The organism is Streptomyces argenteolus, from assembly GCF_042902585.1.
GTDB lineage: Bacteria > Actinomycetota > Actinomycetes > Streptomycetales > Streptomycetaceae > Streptomyces > Streptomyces argenteolus.
Map to the genome: position 1 here is coordinate 511,609 of NZ_JBIBEG010000006.1, position 15,532 is coordinate 527,140.

Genomic DNA, 15,532 nt, shown 5'->3' on the forward strand with positions numbered 1-15,532 from the left:
GTCCGTCAGGCTCGGGAGAGCCGGCCCTCGCCCCGGCGCCGTATCCGTGCCTCCCGGCGCGCCCCGGCCCGGGCGGCGCGGCGGGCCGCCCGGCGCTCCCGGCGCATCCGGCGTGCGGTGCTGCTCGGTACGGACACCACGCCGTTGCGCTGGTTCCACACCTGACGGGTCACCCACACGTCCAGTACCGACCACGTCGCGACGACCGTGCCCGCCACACCGCCCAGCACCATCGGGAAGGCGAACCAGGAACCCGCGACCGTGCAGAGGAAGGCCACCATGGCCTGGATGATCGTCAACGACATGATGAGGACGGCACGCACGGCAGCCGTCCGGACCGGGTCCGGCATTCTGCGCCGTATCGCGGGCTCCTCCACCCACAGCTGCCGTGGGATGCGGCCGGCCGCCGATCCCGCCGACGGTGCCGCCACGCCCTCACGGCGCTCGTCCGTTTCCACAGCCCTTCAACTCCCCGCCACTGTCCGACTCCAGGGTGGCTGCCCGGCCTGCGCCCGTTCTACGCGGACGATGCCGCTCGCCTGTCGCACGTACCCCCGTGAGGTTCTTCTGCCCCGTACATCTGGACGAACGCCACACGGTGAAGATTCCCGCCCGGAGGCCCCAACCGGCCCCGAAAGGTCACGGAACGAAGAATTCCAGCCAACTGCCGTGTGAGGATGCACTGCCTTCGGCCAGGGCGTCTCTGTCGCTTTCGCGAACTTCTGGGCCAGAAATACCAGGACAACTGGTGGGCAGGGTGAGGCGGAGAGGCTGGAAAACGTCCGGACACGTCTTCGAGTTACCCACGAGTCAGTAGTAGGCTCGCGCCGTTTGTTGACGGAACACGGGACGCGTCCGGTGAGCCACGGCGGGATGACGGGACCGAGCAGAACAACCGGAACGACGCCGGACAACACCGACACGACCACCCCCGCGGTGCGGGGCCGAGCTGGGGGAGGCCATGCGCTTTCGCGGGAAGTCCATCCGCAGGAAGATCGTGGCGTTGCTCCTGGTGCCGCTCGCCTCCCTCACGGGCCTGTGGGTCTTCGCCACCTACGTGACCGGCCGTGAGGCCGATGAACTGATGGGCGCCAGCGCCGTCGTGGAGAAGGTCGGCCACCCGCTCGAGGACACCATCCGCGCCGTCCAGGACGAGCGCCGCCAGACCCTCGTGTTCCTCGCCGACCCCCGAGCCTCGGACGCCCTGCCCCTCCTGCGACGGCAGCGCGCGGCCACGGACCGGGTCGTCGCCGACGTCCGCCGGAGCGCCAGGAGCAAGGACGTCCGGGACAAGCTCAGCCCGGAGTCGGAGGCACGGCTCGACTCGATCCTCAGCGAGGTCGACGGCCTGGACGCGCTGCGCGGATCCGTCGAGAAGCGCACCATCGACCGGACCCGGGCGCTGGACTTCTACAACGGGCTCGTCGATCCCTGCTACCGCTTCCTGAACGGACTCCACACGATGGAGAACGTGTCGATGGACAAGCAGGTCAGGGCCCTCGTCGGTATCTCACGGGCCCGCGAGATGCTCTCCCGTGAGGACGCCCTCGTCGCCTCGGGCCTCATAGCGGGACGGCTCGGCGCGCCCGAGCTCCGCGTCGTCTCCGACCTCGCCGCCAGCCGCGCGCTCCTGTACGACGTCAACCTCGAACTGCTGCCGGGGAGCGAACGCTCCCGCATGGAGCAGTACTGGGACGGGCCGGACACCGAACCGCTGCGCAGCGCAGAGCAGAAGCTCATCGCGGCCGGGCCGTTCACCGAACCGGGGGACATCGACGCCGGGCGCTGGGAGGAGGTCGCTCCCACGGTCCTGGACCACCTGGCCAACGACGGCACCGAGATGTCCAACCGCTTCCAGGACCGTGCCGAGCCCGCCGGCTACCGGGTCCTGATCCAGGCCGGGGTCGCCGGTGTCCTCGGATTCGCGGCGCTGCTGGTGTCGATCTTCGTCTCCGTACGCGTGGGGCGTGAGCTCATCCGCGACCTCTCCAGGCTCCGCAAGGACGCCCACGAGGTCTCCGGGGTGCGGCTGCCCAGCGTGATGCGCCGGCTGGCCGCCGGCGAGCAGGTCGACGTCGAGACCGAGGCCCCCCACCTCAGTTACGAGCGCGACGAGATCGGCCAGGTCGGTCAGGCGCTCAACACCCTTCAGCGGGCCGCCGTCGAGGCCGCGGTCAAACAGGCGGACATGCGCCGGGGCGTCTCCGAGGTCTTCGTGAACCTCGCCCGCCGCAACCAGGTGCTCCTGCACCGTCAGCTGACGCTCCTGGACACCATGGAGCGGCGCACCGAGAACAGCGACGAACTCGCCGACCTCTTCCGCCTCGACCACCTGACCACCCGGATGCGGCGCCATGCCGAAGGCCTCGTGATCCTCTCCGGTGCGGCCCCCTCCCGCCAGTGGCGCAAGCCGATCCAGCTGATGGACGTGGTGCGGGCGGCCGTGGCCGAGGTCGAGGACTACGAGCGCGTCGAGGTCAGGCGGCTGCCCCGCATCGGCGTGGGCGGGCCCGCCGTCGCCGACCTGACCCACCTGATCGCCGAACTGCTGGAGAACGCCACGGTGTTCTCGCCCCCGCACACCGCGGTCCAGGTGCACGGCGAACGCGTGGCCAACGGCTTCACCCTGGAGATCCACGACCGGGGCCTCGGCATGGCGCCGGAAGTCCTCCTCGACGCCAATCTCCGGCTCGCGGAGACCCCCGACTTCGAGCTCTCCGACACCGACAGGCTCGGCCTCTTCGTCGTCAGCCGGCTGGCGCAGCGGCAGAACGTACGGGTCTCGCTCCAGACCTCACCGTACGGAGGGACGACCGCCGTCGTCTTCATCCCGTCCCAACTGCTCACCGACGCCCCCGACACGCACGGCACCGGCTTCCGTCTCGACCGCCGGGCCGAGAAGGCCATCGGCGGCGGCCGTCCGGTCAGCGACGCGCCCGGCAGCGACAAGGCGCGCCGGGACGGGGTCGCGGACAGGAGCATCCCGGGCCGGCCTTCCGGGCTCTCCCCGGTCCCCACCGGCCTCACCGACCCGTCCCTGCTCGACGGCCCGGTCGAACTGGAGGGCCCGGTCGGCACCTTCGGGTTCACCGGCGATCCGGCGCTCGACCGGGAACTCGATCCGGCGCTCGGCCCCGTCCTCGACGGCGTCTCCGACCTCGAGGACACCGAGAGCGAGCGGGGCGGCATCTTCCGGGCTCGCGACCTGCGCAGGGAGGCCGACCGCGAGCAGCACCAGCAGGCGTTCGACGCCTCGGGCGACACCTCCGCCGACGTACGGCCCATGAGGCCCGCCGGGCCCGTCCCGCTGCCGCGCCGCAAGTCGCCGAAGCTGGTCGCCGACCAGGGCCGCCGCATCGGCGGGCCCGGCCGTTCGGGCGACGGCGGGCGCGCCCACCCCGCCTCCCGAGGCGGCTTCCCCACGGCGTCCCGCTCCGGCGGCTTCGCTCCGGAATCCGGCCAGGACACGGGGGAGGACACCGCCGAGCGGCCCCGTTCCGCCTCCCCGGCGCCGGCCCGGCCCTCCGCCCAGGACACGGTGGGCGGCCTCCCGCGCAGGGTCCGGCAGGCCAACCTCGCCCCACAGCTCCGGGAGGACTCCGCAGGGCGGCCTTCCGGTCACCCGCCCGCGGTCACCGACGAGGACCTGGAACGTGACGCGGACGACGTACGCAATCGCATGGCTTCGCTTCAACGCGGCTGGCAGCGCGGTCGTCGGCAGAACGCCGAGGACGTGACCGGCCCCGGCGAGACAGCACCAGGAACGACTCCGGGAGGGGACGGTCGATGACCGCACCGAACGCAGCAGCACACGACGCCGCACGCCAGGGCTCGGGCGAACTCAATTGGCTCCTCGACGAACTGGTCGAGCGCGTCGCGAGCATCCGCAAGGCGCTGGTCCTCTCCAGCGACGGCCTCGCCACCGGGACGTCCAAGGACCTGCCCCGGGAGGACAGCGAACACCTCGCGGCCGTCGCCTCCGGGTTCCACAGCCTTGCCAAGGGCGTGGGCCGCCACTTCGACGCCGGACGGGTCCGGCAGACCGTGGTCGAGCTCGACGAGGCCTTCCTCTTCGTGACGGCGGCCGGCGACGGCAGCTGCCTCGCCGTCCTGGCCGACTCCGACTCGGACGTCGGGCAGGTGGCGTACGAGATGACCCTGATGGTCAAGCGCGTGGGGGCCCACCTGGCCAACTCCCCCCGGACCACCGGTATGCCCGCCGGAGGGTGAGGCGAGGGCATGAGCGCCGACTCCGTCCGGGACAGCGCTTCCGGAGCACCGACCGCTTCCGCCGCGGCGGGCTCCTCGCGCTGGTACGACGCCGAAGCGGGCCCGGTGGTCCGGCCCTACGCGATGACCCGGGGGCGTACGAGCAGCGCCTCCCGCCACCGTCTCGACCTGATCGCGATCGTCGTCCCCGAACCGGCGGCCGACGATCCGGGCCGGGACCAGACGCTCTCCCCGGAACACGTGGAGATCGTCCGACTCTGCAACGACCTGCCCCAGTCCATCGCCGAACTCGCCTCAGGCCTCGACCTCCCCGTCGGGGTCGTCCGGGTCCTGGTAGGTGATCTCGTCGAGGACGAACTGGTGCACGTCACCCGTCCCGTTCCGCCGGCCGAGCTGCCGGACGTGAGCATTCTCCGCGAGGTGATCAATGGCCTTCGGGCGCTCTAGCCGCCGGAAGCGGCCCGTCGAGCCCGTCACCCTCAAGATCCTGGTGGCGGGTGGCTTCGGTGTGGGCAAGACGACGATGGTGGGGGCGGTCAGCGAGATCAGACCGCTGCGTACGGAGGAACGGCTGAGCGAGGCGGGCCGCCCCGTGGACGACCTCGCCGGCGTGGAGGGCAAGAACACCACCACGGTGGCCATGGACTTCGGCCGGATCACCTTGCGCGAGGACCTGGTGCTCTACCTGTTCGGGACGCCCGGCCAGGACCGCTTCTGGTTCCTCTGGGACGAGCTGGCCCAGGGCGCCCTGGGCGCGGTGGTCCTCGCGGACACCCGGCGGCTGGAGGACTGCTTCGCGGCGGTCGACTACTTCGAGCGCCGCGCGATCCCCTTCACGGTCGCCGTCAACCTCTTCGAAGACGCCGAGCGGTTCCCCACGGAGACGGTCAGGGCGGCCCTCGATCTCGACCCGGAGGTGCCGGTCCTGCTCTGCGACGCACGCGACAGGACGTCCGTACGGGATGTGCTGGTCGCCGTCGTCGAGCACGCGATGGTGCGTGCGGACGGGGCCAGGGAACCCGCCACGACCTGACAGCCGGACCGAACGCGGCCCGTACCCCCGCCGACCGGGGTACGGGCCGCGCGTACGGTGAGGGGGGCGGCGGACGTGAGGGAAGTCTTCACCGGTGCTGACGGGCCGTCAACCCCGCGCGCGGGGACCGCTCACGTGTTCTCCGCCAGCCACTTCTGCGCGGTCTCGGCCAGCTCCTCGTCCCGTCCGGCCAGCATCATCCGGATCATCTGCGCGTCGCCCCGCAGCGACCACGCCGGGTTCCCGAAGGTCGCGGGATTGTTCTTCTCGATGAGGAAGTGCGCGGGCCAGGCGGTGCCGTACCCGATCAGCGGCAACGCCAGGGCGTACCGCTTCCGGCCGCGCGCCAGGCCGTACGCGGTGAGCGCGAGGCCGGTCAGGGTGCCCGTCAGATGGATCCAGCGGGTCGCCGCCCTGGAGTGCATCGCGACGTAGTAGGGCCAGAACTCTTCGTAGGAGTCGAACGTCTGCTGTGACATGAGGGCACCGTAATGGCTCGGGGTGCAACCGGATACGGCGGATCGGCGTCCGAATGCGGGAAGGGGCGGCCGGAGCCCACGGGGGTGGTCCCGGTCCGCCCCTTCCCGACGCGCCGCCGGGCGCCCGTCAGTGACCGGCGACGGAACGCCTGGCGACCGGGAAGTCGAAGTAGGTCTCAGGGAAGAGCTCCGGCTTGAAGGTGAAGTGCCACCACTCCTCGGCCAGATTCACGAAGCCCAGACCGGTGAGTGTCCCCTTCAGGAGCTGCCGGTTGGCGCGCTGCTCGCCCTGCACACGGGGGTCCTCCGTGTGCGACAAGGTGTCGAAGCAGTCGTACCCCGTGCCCATGTCGACCGAATTGTCCGGGAAGCGCTCGCCCTGCGGCGCGTAGCACGGCGCGAGGTCCTCGCCCGGCTCGTAGGGCCTGGTCGGCACCGCGGGCAGTTGTACGAGCGTCAGGTCCACGGTGCTTCCCCGGCTGTGGCCGGACTTCTCCGCGATGTAACCGTCCTCGAACAGCCGCGTCTTGTCGACGTGCGGATAGAACTCGTCCTTCATGACCTGGTCGTCGAGGTCCTTCGCCCAGCGCACGAAGTGGTCGACCGCCCGCTGCGGCCGGTAACAGTCGTACACCTTGAGCGAGTAGCCCTGGCGCAACAGGCTCCGTTGGGCCGTGCGCAGGGCGAGGGCCGCGGGCCGCGTCAGGATGCACACGGGCTGCCGGTAGCCGTCCACCGGCTCTCCCATGAAGTTGTGCGCGGTGGTGTAGCGCATCTCCGTGATGATCGTCGGATCCACGGAGCGAAGGTCGACGAACTCCGGGGGAGCCTTCGGTTCGGGGCGGGCCACCGCGCCCGGGGCGGCAGCGGTCAGGGCGAGCAGCGCGGCGGCCGTGGTGGCCAGGGCACGCAGAACACGGTTCATTCCTGTCATGAGCACACCGTCTATCAGTTCCGGAGCCGCAGGAGAAGGGCGATCGGATACAGTCCGCCCGTGAAGGACTCCCACTGCGGCTCCTGCGGGGCCCCGTACGCCGCCGACACCGTCACCTGGCCACGCACCTGCGGGACCTGCGGCCACACGGCCTACCGCAACCCGCTCCCGGTGGCCGTCGCCCTCCTGCCCGTCACCGGCCCTCGCGGTACCGGCCTCGTCGTCATCACCCGCACCATCCCCCCGAACCGGGGTGGCGTCGCCCTGCCCGGCGGCTACATCGACCAAACCGAGGACTGGCGCCACGCGGTCGTACGCGAACTGCGCGAGGAGACCGGCATCCCGGCCGAGCCGACGGAGGTGCGCCTCGCCGACGCCCTGAGCTCCCCGGACGGCCACCTCCTGCTCTTCGGGCTGCTCCCGCAGCGCCTCGAAGAGGAACTCCCGCCCTCCGTCCCCACGGACGAGACCTCGGGACACGCCGTGCTGCGCACCCCGGACGAACTCGCCTTCCCGCTCCACACCCAGGCGGTACGGTCCTGGTTCGCCGGCCACTACGGCTGAGCCGGTCCAGCCAGTCCCCGCACCCGGACAGGGCACTCCACCGCCCCCTTCTCGCCGTCCCGCTCGACCACCACACGCCCCGCCACGAGACGCGACGTGTACCGCTCCGGCTCCGCCCGTCCCCACCCGTCGCCCGCGTCCCGTACGACCAGGCCGCCGCCCGTGCGCCCCGGGCGCGGAGCCCACACCTCCAGTTCCGGTGCGCCATCCGCGCCACGCACCGGGATCACCGCCCCGGCCCGCGCCAGCACGGGGATCCGGGAGAGCGGCGCGTCCACCATCACCTGCCCGGGGCCCTCGTAGGCCCGCCCCGTCTCCGTGTCGTACCACCGCCCCGGGGGCAGCCGCACCGGCCGGCGGACCGCGCCCTCCTCCAGCACCGGGGCCACCAGCAGCGCGTCTCCCAGCAGGAAGGCGTCCTCGCAGTCCCGCAGGGCCCGGTCCCCGGAGGCCCCCCACCACAACGGACGCACGTAGGGCGCGCCGGTCAGCCGGGCCAGGTGCGCCAGCGTCACGAAGTACGGCAGCAGCCGCTCCCGCTCCCGCAGGGCCTCCCGGGCGTGCCCGAGCACCTCGGGCCCGAACTCCCACGGCTCCCGGCGCCCCGCGTCGATGGCCGCGTGGGTGCGGAACAGCGGCATGTACGCGCCCAGCTGGAACCAGCGCAGATACAGCTCCGGCGAAGGCGACCCGTCGAACCCCCCGACGTCGGGACCCGAGTAGGGCACGCCGCAGAGCCCGAGCCCCAGCACCAGCGCCAGCGAGGCGCGCAGCCCCGGCCACCCCGTCGCCACGTCCCCGGACCAGGTGCCGCCGTAGCGCTGCATCCCCGCCCATCCCGAGCGGGAGAACAGGAACGGCCGCGCGTCGGGGCGCAGCCGGAGCAGCCCCTCGTAGCCCGCCCGCGCCATCGTCAGGCCGTACACGTTGTGGGCCTCGCGGTGGTCACCCCCCACACCCTCCAGGGAGTGCCGCGCCGAACGGGGCAGGGTCGGGTCCCCGAACGCCGAGAAGGAGACCGGCTCGTTCATGTCGTGCCACACCCCGGAGAACCCCTGCGCGAGCCGCTCCTCGTACAGAGAACCCCACCACTCCCGCACAAGTGGATCAGTGAAATCCGGATAGACGCACGCACCCGGCCACACCTCACCGAGCACCGGCCGCCCCTGCGCGTCCCGGACGAACGCCCCCCGCGCACCGACGGCCGCCCCGCTGTCGAACACCGCGTTGCCCACCGACGCCGGCACCGCCGGATCGACGATCGACACCAGCCGCACCCCGGCCTCGCCCAGTTCCTTCGCCAGACCGGGCAGATCGGGGAACCGCTCCCGGTCGACGGTGAACACCTGATGCGCGTCGTAGTGATCGATGTCCAGATGCAGCACCGACAACGGGAGCTCCCGGTCCCGGTACCCCGCCACGACCCGGCGCACCTCCTGCTCGCTGCCGAAGCCCCACCGTGCGTGCTGCGGACCCAGCGCCCACGACGGCGGCAGCGCGGGCGCGCCCGTCAGAGCCGTCCAGCCCCGCAGCACCCTGGCCGGCGTGCCCACCACCACCCAGCAGCGCAGCGGGCCGCCCTCCATCCGCACCTCGCACGCCCCCGGCCGGTCATGTCCCGACCCCGCCCCCTCCTCGCCCTCCCGGAGCGTCACCGCCCCCGGCCAGCTGTTGTCATGGAACGCCAGGTGCGTGCCCGCGTCCGAGACGACCAGCTGCACCGGCATCGTCAGATACAGCGGATCGTCCCCGGGACCGAAGCGACCGCCCGGATCGGTGTTCCACAACCGGTAGGTGCCCTCCCTCAGCCTCGGCCCACCGGCCCGCCCGCCCAGCCCGAAGAAGCGCGCGTCCGCCGGCACCTCGGACCGCTGCACCCACCGCGCCGCACCCCCCGCCACCGGCTCCCACCAGCGCGGCGGCAGCTCACGGCGCAGCACCACCCCGCCCGGAGTGCGCAGCTCCACCGCCCCGTGCCGCGACACCACGACCGTCAGCCGCTCCGCCACCACCTGCCAGCCGCCGTTCGTGTCCGGCTCCAGCCGTGCCCGGGTGTCCGGCTCCGGAGCGGCCCCCGGCAGGGCGTACGACGGCAGCGGGCCCGCCCCGTCCCAGGACCAGAACACCGCGCCCCCGACCGCCACCCGGATCCGGAGCTCCGAGCGGGCGAACCTGACCACACCCCCGCCCGGCTCCGGCTCCGCGCTCACGAGCAGGCCGGGCACACGCGCCCGTTCCGCCCCGCGCGGCACCAGCTCCCGGGCATCCGCGCGCCGGTGCCGCCAGGCCGAGCGCACCGAACGCATCCCCTGTACGGAACCGACCATTTTCACCGAGCGCAGCAGGTCACGACCATCCATGGCGGCCACATTGCCATCCGCCGGGACCGAAACATGTTCCGTTCAGCTTCCGTTCACCTGTGGCTCCACCACACAGCGGGACACGCAACCATGGCAGGGGGACCCTGGTGCGCAAGACGATCACATGGCATCGTCCGTGGGTGTCGTTCACGCGCACATCCCAGCCCGTGCGCGCAACGGACGCACACCCCGCGTACACCCCGAAAGGCCAGGGAGCCGCCATGACCTCAGCAGCCGACGAAGCACCCCTCTGGCAGCCCGGGCCCGAGCGCGTCGAGGCCGCTGCCGTCACCCGCTTCCAGCAGTGGGCGGCCGGCAGGTACGGAGCACCCGCCGACGGAGGCTACGCGGCGCTGCACCGCTGGTCGGTCGAAGAGCTCGACACCTTCTGGCAGGCCGTCGCCGACTGGTTCGACGTACGCTTCTCCACCCCGTACGAGACGGTCATCGGCGACCGCACCATGCCCGGCGCCCAGTGGTTCCCCGGCGCCACCCTCAACTACGCCGAGCACGCCCTGCGGACAGCCCTCGACCCGCTGCGCGCAGACACCCCCGCCCTGCTGTACGTCGACGAGACCCACACCCAAGCCGCGACCGGCTGGTCCGAACTCCGGCGCCAGGTGGGATCGCTGGCCGCCGAACTCCGGGCCCTCGGTGTCGCCCCCGGCGACCGGGTCAGCGGATACCTCCCCAACATCCCGCAGGCGGTCGTCGCGTTCCTCGCCACCGCGGCCGTCGGGGGAGTCTGGACCTCCTGCGCCCCCGACTTCGGCGCCCGCAGCGTCCTGGACCGCTTCCAGCAGGTCGAGCCCGTCGTCCTGTTCACCGTCGACGGATACCGCTACGGCGGCAAGGAGCACGACCGCACCGCCACCGTGGCCGAACTGCGCCGCGAGCTCCCCACCGTGCGCGCAGTCGTCCACATCCCGCTCCTCGGCACCCCGGCGCCGGAGGGCGCCCTGGAGTGGGCGGCGCTCACGGCCTCCGACACCGAACCGGTCTTCGAGCAGGTCCCCTTCGAGCACCCGCTCTGGGTGCTGTACTCCTCCGGCACCACCGGACTGCCGAAGGCGATCGTCCAGTCCCAGGGCGGGATCCTCCTCGAACACTTCAAGCAGCTCGGCCTGCACTGCGACCTCGGCCCCGACGACCGCTTCTTCTGGTACACCTCCACCGGCTGGATGATGTGGAACTTCCTCGTCTCCGGCCTGCTCACCGGCACCACCGTCGTGCTGTACGACGGCAGCCCCGGCCATCCGGACGTCAGCGCCCAGTGGCGCGTCGCCGAACAGACCGGCGCGACCCTCTTCGGCACCTCCGCCGCCTACGTCATGGCCTGCCGCAAGGCGGGCGTCCACCCCGGCCGTGACCACGACCTCAGCCGCGTCCAGTGCGTCGCCACCACCGGCTCCCCGCTCCCGCCCGACGGCTTCCGGTGGCTCCACGACGAGGTCGCCGAGGACCTGTGGATCGCCTCCGTCAGCGGCGGGACGGACGTGTGCAGCTGCTTCGCAGGCGCGGTACCCACGCTGCCGGTCCACATCGGCGAGCTCCAGGCCCCCTGCCTCGGCACGGACCTCCAGTCCTGGGACCCCGCGGGCGAGCCGCTGACGGGCGAGGTCGGCGAGCTCGTCGTCACCGCCCCCATGCCCTCCATGCCGGTCCGCTTCTGGAACGACCCCGACGGCAGCCGCTACCACGACAGCTACTTCGACATGTACCCCGGCGTCTGGCGCCACGGGGACTGGATCACCCTCACCGACCGGGGCTCGGTCGTCATCCACGGCCGGTCCGACTCCACCCTCAACCGGCAGGGCGTGCGGATGGGATCCGCCGACATCTACGAGGCGGTGGAGCGGCTCCCGGAGATCCGCGAATCCCTGGTCATCGGCATCGAGGAACCGGACGGGGGCTACTGGATGCCGCTCTTCGTCCACCTCGCCGAGGGAGCCACGCTCGACGACGCCCTCCGCGACAGCATCAGGCGAACCATCCGCGAGAACCTCTCCCCGCGCCATGTCCCGGACGAGGTCATCGAGGTGCCCGGCATCCCGCACACCCTCACCGGCAAGCGCATCGAGGTTCCGGTCAAGCGGCTCCTCCAGGGCACGGCCCTGTCCAAGGCCGTCAACCCGGGATCCATCGACAACCTCGAACTCCTCCACTTCTACGAGGACCTCGCGCGCGAGCGCCGCTGACCGGACCGGCCGAAGGCCCGCTGTCAGTCCCTCTGATTACGCTGAGTGAGCATCGATCCGCAGCGCACAGGGGGACTCATGGCGCACGACAAGCAGCACACCGCACGCGCCCGGCACCGGTCCGGGACCTCCATCCGCCGCGCACTGCGCCGCGAAGCCACCAGCACGGTCGCCCTCCTGGTCGACCCGGAGGACTTCGCGGCCATGCGCCGCTACCGCACCTTCACCTTCGACGACCACGCCGCCTACCTCCGGCAGGCCGAAGGCCTGCTCCGGGCACTCGCCGCGCAGGGCACACACACCACCGTGGCCCTCTTCGACCCCGAGGACTACGCAGAGTTCTGCGCTGAAGAGGGCATCGACCCCGACGACCGTACGAGCCGCAGCCGCTTCACCGCCGAAGTCGCCGCGGTGGGCGCCACCGTGGCGTACGCCGGCCAGGCCATCGACACGCTGATCCCCCTGCTCGTCTCACGCGCGGTCCGCCGCGCCACGTGGGAGTACGCCACGATGCTGCTCGCCGACCTCGGCGACTGCGCCGACTGCGGGCAGGACATCGGGAGGGCGGCCTTCGACCGCGCCTCCCACCTGCTGGCGCGGCTGCTGGACACGGCAGGGCCAGGCACCCACCACATCGTCTGCAGCACCCCCACGGAGAACGAACAGCTTCTCGCCGTCCTGCACACCACGCGGGACCCGGGCGGCCCGGCGCGCCTCGCGTCCACCGAGGGAGCGGAGTTCGCCACCGTCCTCGCCGTCGGCGTCGCGCTGGAGCGCCGGGGCGGGGTCGTCCTGCGCACCACCGCACCGGGCGCGCCGGACCGGGTGCACGGCTGGCGGCTGCAGCGCGGCAGCCTCCTCCCGCTCACGGCGGGCGAGGTCTTCAGCGCCTACTGCACCGACGCCGACACGGGCGACCCCGTGTCCCCCGAACCAGGTGTGGAGTACTGCGCGGGCTTCGACCTCGGCGCCGACGAACCGGAGGCACACCGCTGAGCACCGGAGAAAGACGGAAGGGGTCCCCGCCGTCACCGGCGGGGACCCCTCACCTGCCCGGTCCTCGCGCACGCGGACCGGCCCGGCTCACTCGCCCGACAGCACCGCCTGCGCCGCGAGGCGTGCCTCCTCGGCGGAGTCCGCCGCCCGCGCGGCGGAGGCGGCACGCTCGCACTGCGCGAGCGTGTGCTTCGCCAGCGTCGCCCGGACGTACGGGATGGATGCCGCGCCCATCGACAGGGAGGTCACCCCGAGACCGGTCAGCACACACGCGAGCAGCGGGTCCGATGCGGCCTCGCCACAGACACCGCAGCTCTTGCCCTCCGCCCTCGCGGCCTCGGCCGACAGCGCCACCAGATCGAGCAGCGCCGGCTGCCACGGGTCCTGGAGCCGCGAGACCGCGCCCACCTGACGGTCGGCGGCGAAGGTGTACTGCGCCAGGTCGTTGGTGCCGAGCGACAGGAACTCCACCTCCTGCAGGATCGAGCGGGCCCTGAGCGCGGCGGACGGAATCTCCACCATCGCCCCGAACTTCGCCTGCAGTCCCGCCTCACGGCAGGCGTCGGCGAAGGCCTTCGCGTCGGCACGGTCCGCCACCATCGGCGCCATGACCTCGAGGTACACCGGCAGACCTTCGGCCGCCCGTGCCAGCGCGGTCAGCTGGGTCCGCAGCACGTCCGGGTGGTCCAGCAGGCTGCGCAGACCCCGCACGCCCAGCGCGGGGTTCGGCTCGTCCGCCGGGGTCAGGAAGTCGAGCGGCTTGTCGGCACCCGCGTCCAGCACCCGCACGACGACACGGCCTTCGGGAAACGCCTCGAGCACCGCGCGGTAGGCCGCGATCTGCTTCTCCTCGGACGGCGCCTGCTTGCTGTCGTCCAGGAAGAGGAACTCCGTGCGGAACAGCCCGACGCCCTCGGCGCCGGCCTCGACCGCGGCCGGCACGTCACCGGGACCGCCGACGTTGGCGAGCAGCGGCACCTTGTGACCGTCGGAGGTGGCACCAGGCCCGGTCACGGCCGACAGGGCCGCCTTCCGGGCGGCCGAGGCGCTCTCCATCTCGGCGCGCTTCTCCTGGCTGGGCTCGACGAAGATCTCACCGGTGCTCCCGTCCACCGCCACGACGGTGCCCTCGGCGATCTCGCCCGCCCCCGGGAGAGCCACCACGGCCGGCACACCGAGCGCCCGCGCCAGGATGGCGCTGTGGCTGGTCGGCCCACCTTCCTCGGTCACGAAACCGAGCACCAGCGTGGGGTCCAGCAGTGCCGTGTCGGCGGGAGCCAGGTCACGCGCGATCAGCACGTACGGCTCGTCGCTGTCCGGCACACCCGGCATCGGGACACCGAGCAGCCGCGCCACGATCCTGTTCCGTACGTCGTCGAGGTCGGCCACACGCCCCGCCAGGTACTCCCCGGCGTTGGCCAGCAGCGCCCGGTACGCGGCGAACGCGTCGTAGACACCGCGCTCGGCGGTGCTGCCGACAGCGATGCGGCGCTCGACGTCGGCGATGAGCTCGGGGTCCTGCGCCATCATGGCCTGGGCCTCCAGCACGTGCTGTGCCTCGCCCCCGGCCAGGTTGCCGCGTGCGATGAGGTCGGCCGCGACAGCTTCCACGGCCTGGCGGGCGCGCCCCTGCTCGCGCTCGGCCTCCTCCGCGGGAATCTGCTTGGCCGGCGGCTCGAGAACCGCCGTACCCATGTGCCGAACTTCGCCGATCGCCACCCCGTGGCTCACGCCGACGCCTCGCAGCGTTGTCTCCATTTCACCTGTCTCCGATTGTGCGGCGACTGCGCCACCGCGGTGGATACCCGACCGGCGCGTGGTGCGCCGAGGGTGTCACTGCCAGCCGAACAGCGTCTCGCCGACCTTCACGTCGCCGTCCTCACGGACATCGGAGAGCGACTCGGCGGTGGCCTCCAGGGCCACGACCGGGCAGATCGCCGACTTGCCGGCCGCCTCGACACCGGCGGGGTCCCAGCGGACGATGCCCTGGCCGCGGGTCACCGTGTCCCCCTTGTTCACGAGGAGCTCGAAGCCCTCGCCGTTGAGCTGCACCGTGTCGATCCCGAGGTGCGTCAGTACTCCGTGTCCCTGGTCGTCCACGACGACGAAGGCGTGCGGGTGCAGGGAGACGACAATGCCGTCGACCGGGGAGACGGCCTCGGAAGGCTCGCGCACGGGGTCGATGGCAGTACCGGGACCGACCATCGCTCCGGAGAACACGGGGTCGGGGACCGCGGTGAGCCCGATGGCGCGGCCGGCAAGAGGGGACGTCACTGTGGTCATGGAGAGCCTCCCAGGGGTGGGGATCCGTCTGTCACCGCCACGGATGATGGAGGGCGGCGTTCCGATCAGCAGCGTAAGTCATATGAAGTCCCGGTTCCGCCCGAGAGCTACCGGTTGGCGGACCTAGGAGCACACCGCAAACGATTTGCCTCGTCTCACGGGGAGCTGTACTGTCGTACTCCTGCCTGGCCCCACCGAGACCTCTGGTCCGGGGCCGGCGGCGACTCCCAAGCCAGACTCTAACTCTGATCGTGGCTTCCGCATGCCTGCGGGACCCTGGTCAAGTGAATAGGAAAAGGCCTGATAGAGTCGGACTCGCCGGAAAGGGAAACGCGAAAGCGAAGAACTGGAAAGCGAAATGCAGTAACCCGCTTCGACCGGGAATCGGACACGAAAGAGTCTGATAGAGTCGGAAACGCAAGAACGAAGGGAAGCGCCCGGAGGGCCCCGGTGAA

General features: G+C 71.9%; 13 protein-coding genes. 7 read left to right on the forward strand and 6 right to left on the reverse strand.

Annotated elements, in window-relative coordinates; genetic code table 11:
• Positions 1-5: 5 nt before the first annotated feature.
• Positions 6-458: a hypothetical protein gene (locus ACFY8O_RS23550; RefSeq protein ID WP_387905334.1), complete on the reverse strand. Its 453-nt coding sequence runs from the start codon at positions 456-458 to the stop codon at positions 6-8.
• Between the two features lie 503 nt (positions 459-961).
• On the opposite strand from ACFY8O_RS23550, the gene ACFY8O_RS23555 reads away from it, so the two are divergent.
• From ACFY8O_RS23555 to ACFY8O_RS23570, 4 genes are read left to right on the forward strand one after another with little or no spacing between them, the layout of a single operon-like run.
• Positions 962-3,790: a nitrate- and nitrite sensing domain-containing protein gene (locus ACFY8O_RS23555; RefSeq protein WP_387905337.1), complete on the forward strand. Its 2,829-nt coding sequence runs from the start codon at positions 962-964 to the stop codon at positions 3,788-3,790.
• Complete coding sequence (locus ACFY8O_RS23560; protein WP_145812539.1) at positions 3,787-4,230, forward strand: roadblock/LC7 domain-containing protein; 444 nt, start codon at positions 3,787-3,789, stop codon at positions 4,228-4,230. Before ACFY8O_RS23555 ends, ACFY8O_RS23560 begins: the two co-directional genes overlap by 4 nt.
• A gap of 9 nt (positions 4,231-4,239) precedes the next feature.
• Complete coding sequence (locus tag ACFY8O_RS23565; protein WP_145812541.1) at positions 4,240-4,677, forward strand: DUF742 domain-containing protein; 438 nt, start codon at positions 4,240-4,242, stop codon at positions 4,675-4,677.
• Positions 4,658-5,263 carry a GTP-binding protein gene (locus tag ACFY8O_RS23570; protein ID WP_145812545.1) on the forward strand — a complete coding sequence of 202 codons (606 nt, stop codon included), beginning with the start codon at positions 4,658-4,660 and terminating at the stop codon, positions 5,261-5,263. Before ACFY8O_RS23565 ends, ACFY8O_RS23570 begins: the two co-directional genes overlap by 20 nt.
• A gap of 131 nt (positions 5,264-5,394) precedes the next feature.
• Here the strand turns inward: ACFY8O_RS23570 and ACFY8O_RS23575 are convergent, their stop codons facing one another.
• Complete coding sequence (locus ACFY8O_RS23575) at positions 5,395-5,742, reverse strand: Mpo1-like protein (RefSeq protein ID WP_145812550.1); 348 nt, start codon at positions 5,740-5,742, stop codon at positions 5,395-5,397.
• A 127-nt stretch (positions 5,743-5,869) separates the two neighbouring features.
• On the reverse strand, positions 5,870-6,676 hold the full coding sequence (locus ACFY8O_RS23580; protein WP_387905342.1) for a M15 family metallopeptidase: 807 nt from the start codon (positions 6,674-6,676) through the stop codon (positions 5,870-5,872).
• A gap of 60 nt (positions 6,677-6,736) precedes the next feature.
• Between ACFY8O_RS23580 and ACFY8O_RS23585 the strand changes: the two genes are divergently transcribed.
• Positions 6,737-7,240, forward strand: coding sequence for an NUDIX domain-containing protein (locus tag ACFY8O_RS23585; RefSeq protein ID WP_387905345.1), 504 nt, complete (start codon positions 6,737-6,739; stop codon positions 7,238-7,240).
• Here the strand turns inward: ACFY8O_RS23585 and ACFY8O_RS23590 are convergent.
• A complete protein-coding gene (locus ACFY8O_RS23590; RefSeq protein WP_387905348.1) occupies positions 7,231-9,600 on the reverse strand; it encodes a glycoside hydrolase family 31 protein in 2,370 nt (789 codons plus the stop codon). The two genes, ACFY8O_RS23585 and ACFY8O_RS23590, sit on opposite strands and share 10 nt — an antisense overlap.
• A 221-nt stretch (positions 9,601-9,821) precedes the next feature.
• Here ACFY8O_RS23590 and ACFY8O_RS23595 point away from each other — a divergent pair, with 221 nt between their 5' ends.
• Both ACFY8O_RS23595 and ACFY8O_RS23600 read left to right on the forward strand, forming a co-directional pair.
• Positions 9,822-11,798, forward strand: coding sequence for an acetoacetate--CoA ligase (locus ACFY8O_RS23595; RefSeq protein ID WP_387905351.1), 1,977 nt, complete (start codon positions 9,822-9,824; stop codon positions 11,796-11,798).
• Between the two features lie 78 nt (positions 11,799-11,876).
• Entirely contained in the window at positions 11,877-12,794 is a 918-nt protein-coding gene (locus tag ACFY8O_RS23600) for a hypothetical protein (protein WP_387905354.1), read from the forward strand.
• Between the two features lie 87 nt (positions 12,795-12,881).
• Here ACFY8O_RS23600 and ptsP read toward each other — a convergent pair whose 3' ends face one another.
• On the reverse strand, positions 12,882-14,552 hold the full coding sequence (gene ptsP / locus ACFY8O_RS23605) for a phosphoenolpyruvate--protein phosphotransferase (RefSeq protein ID WP_145812569.1): 1,671 nt from the start codon (positions 14,550-14,552) through the stop codon (positions 12,882-12,884).
• A 75-nt stretch (positions 14,553-14,627) separates the two neighbouring features.
• Complete coding sequence (locus ACFY8O_RS23610) at positions 14,628-15,077, reverse strand: PTS sugar transporter subunit IIA (protein WP_033304207.1); 450 nt, start codon at positions 15,075-15,077, stop codon at positions 14,628-14,630.
• Positions 15,078-15,532: the final 455 nt, after the last annotated feature.

Excerpts from the sequence above, each read along its gene's own strand:
- ACFY8O_RS23560 (WP_145812539.1), top strand. The coding sequence starts at position 3,787 with ATGACCGCACCGAACGCAGCAGCACACGACGCCGCACGCCAGGGCTCG.
- ACFY8O_RS23600 (WP_387905354.1), top strand. The coding sequence starts at position 11,877 with ATGGCGCACGACAAGCAGCACACCGCACGCGCCCGGCACCGGTCCGGG.
- ACFY8O_RS23590 (WP_387905348.1), bottom strand. The coding sequence starts at position 9,600 with ATGGATGGTCGTGACCTGCTGCGCTCGGTGAAAATGGTCGGTTCCGTA.
- ACFY8O_RS23575 (WP_145812550.1), bottom strand. The coding sequence starts at position 5,742 with ATGTCACAGCAGACGTTCGACTCCTACGAAGAGTTCTGGCCCTACTAC.
- ptsP (WP_145812569.1), bottom strand. The coding sequence starts at position 14,552 with ATGGAGACAACGCTGCGAGGCGTCGGCGTGAGCCACGGGGTGGCGATC.
- ACFY8O_RS23555 (WP_387905337.1), top strand. The coding sequence starts at position 962 with ATGCGCTTTCGCGGGAAGTCCATCCGCAGGAAGATCGTGGCGTTGCTC.
- ACFY8O_RS23595 (WP_387905351.1), top strand. The coding sequence starts at position 9,822 with ATGACCTCAGCAGCCGACGAAGCACCCCTCTGGCAGCCCGGGCCCGAG.
- ACFY8O_RS23570 (WP_145812545.1), top strand. The coding sequence starts at position 4,658 with ATGGCCTTCGGGCGCTCTAGCCGCCGGAAGCGGCCCGTCGAGCCCGTC.
- ACFY8O_RS23580 (WP_387905342.1), bottom strand. The coding sequence starts at position 6,676 with ATGACAGGAATGAACCGTGTTCTGCGTGCCCTGGCCACCACGGCCGCC.
- ACFY8O_RS23565 (WP_145812541.1), top strand. The coding sequence starts at position 4,240 with ATGAGCGCCGACTCCGTCCGGGACAGCGCTTCCGGAGCACCGACCGCT.
- ACFY8O_RS23610 (WP_033304207.1), bottom strand. The coding sequence starts at position 15,077 with ATGACCACAGTGACGTCCCCTCTTGCCGGCCGCGCCATCGGGCTCACC.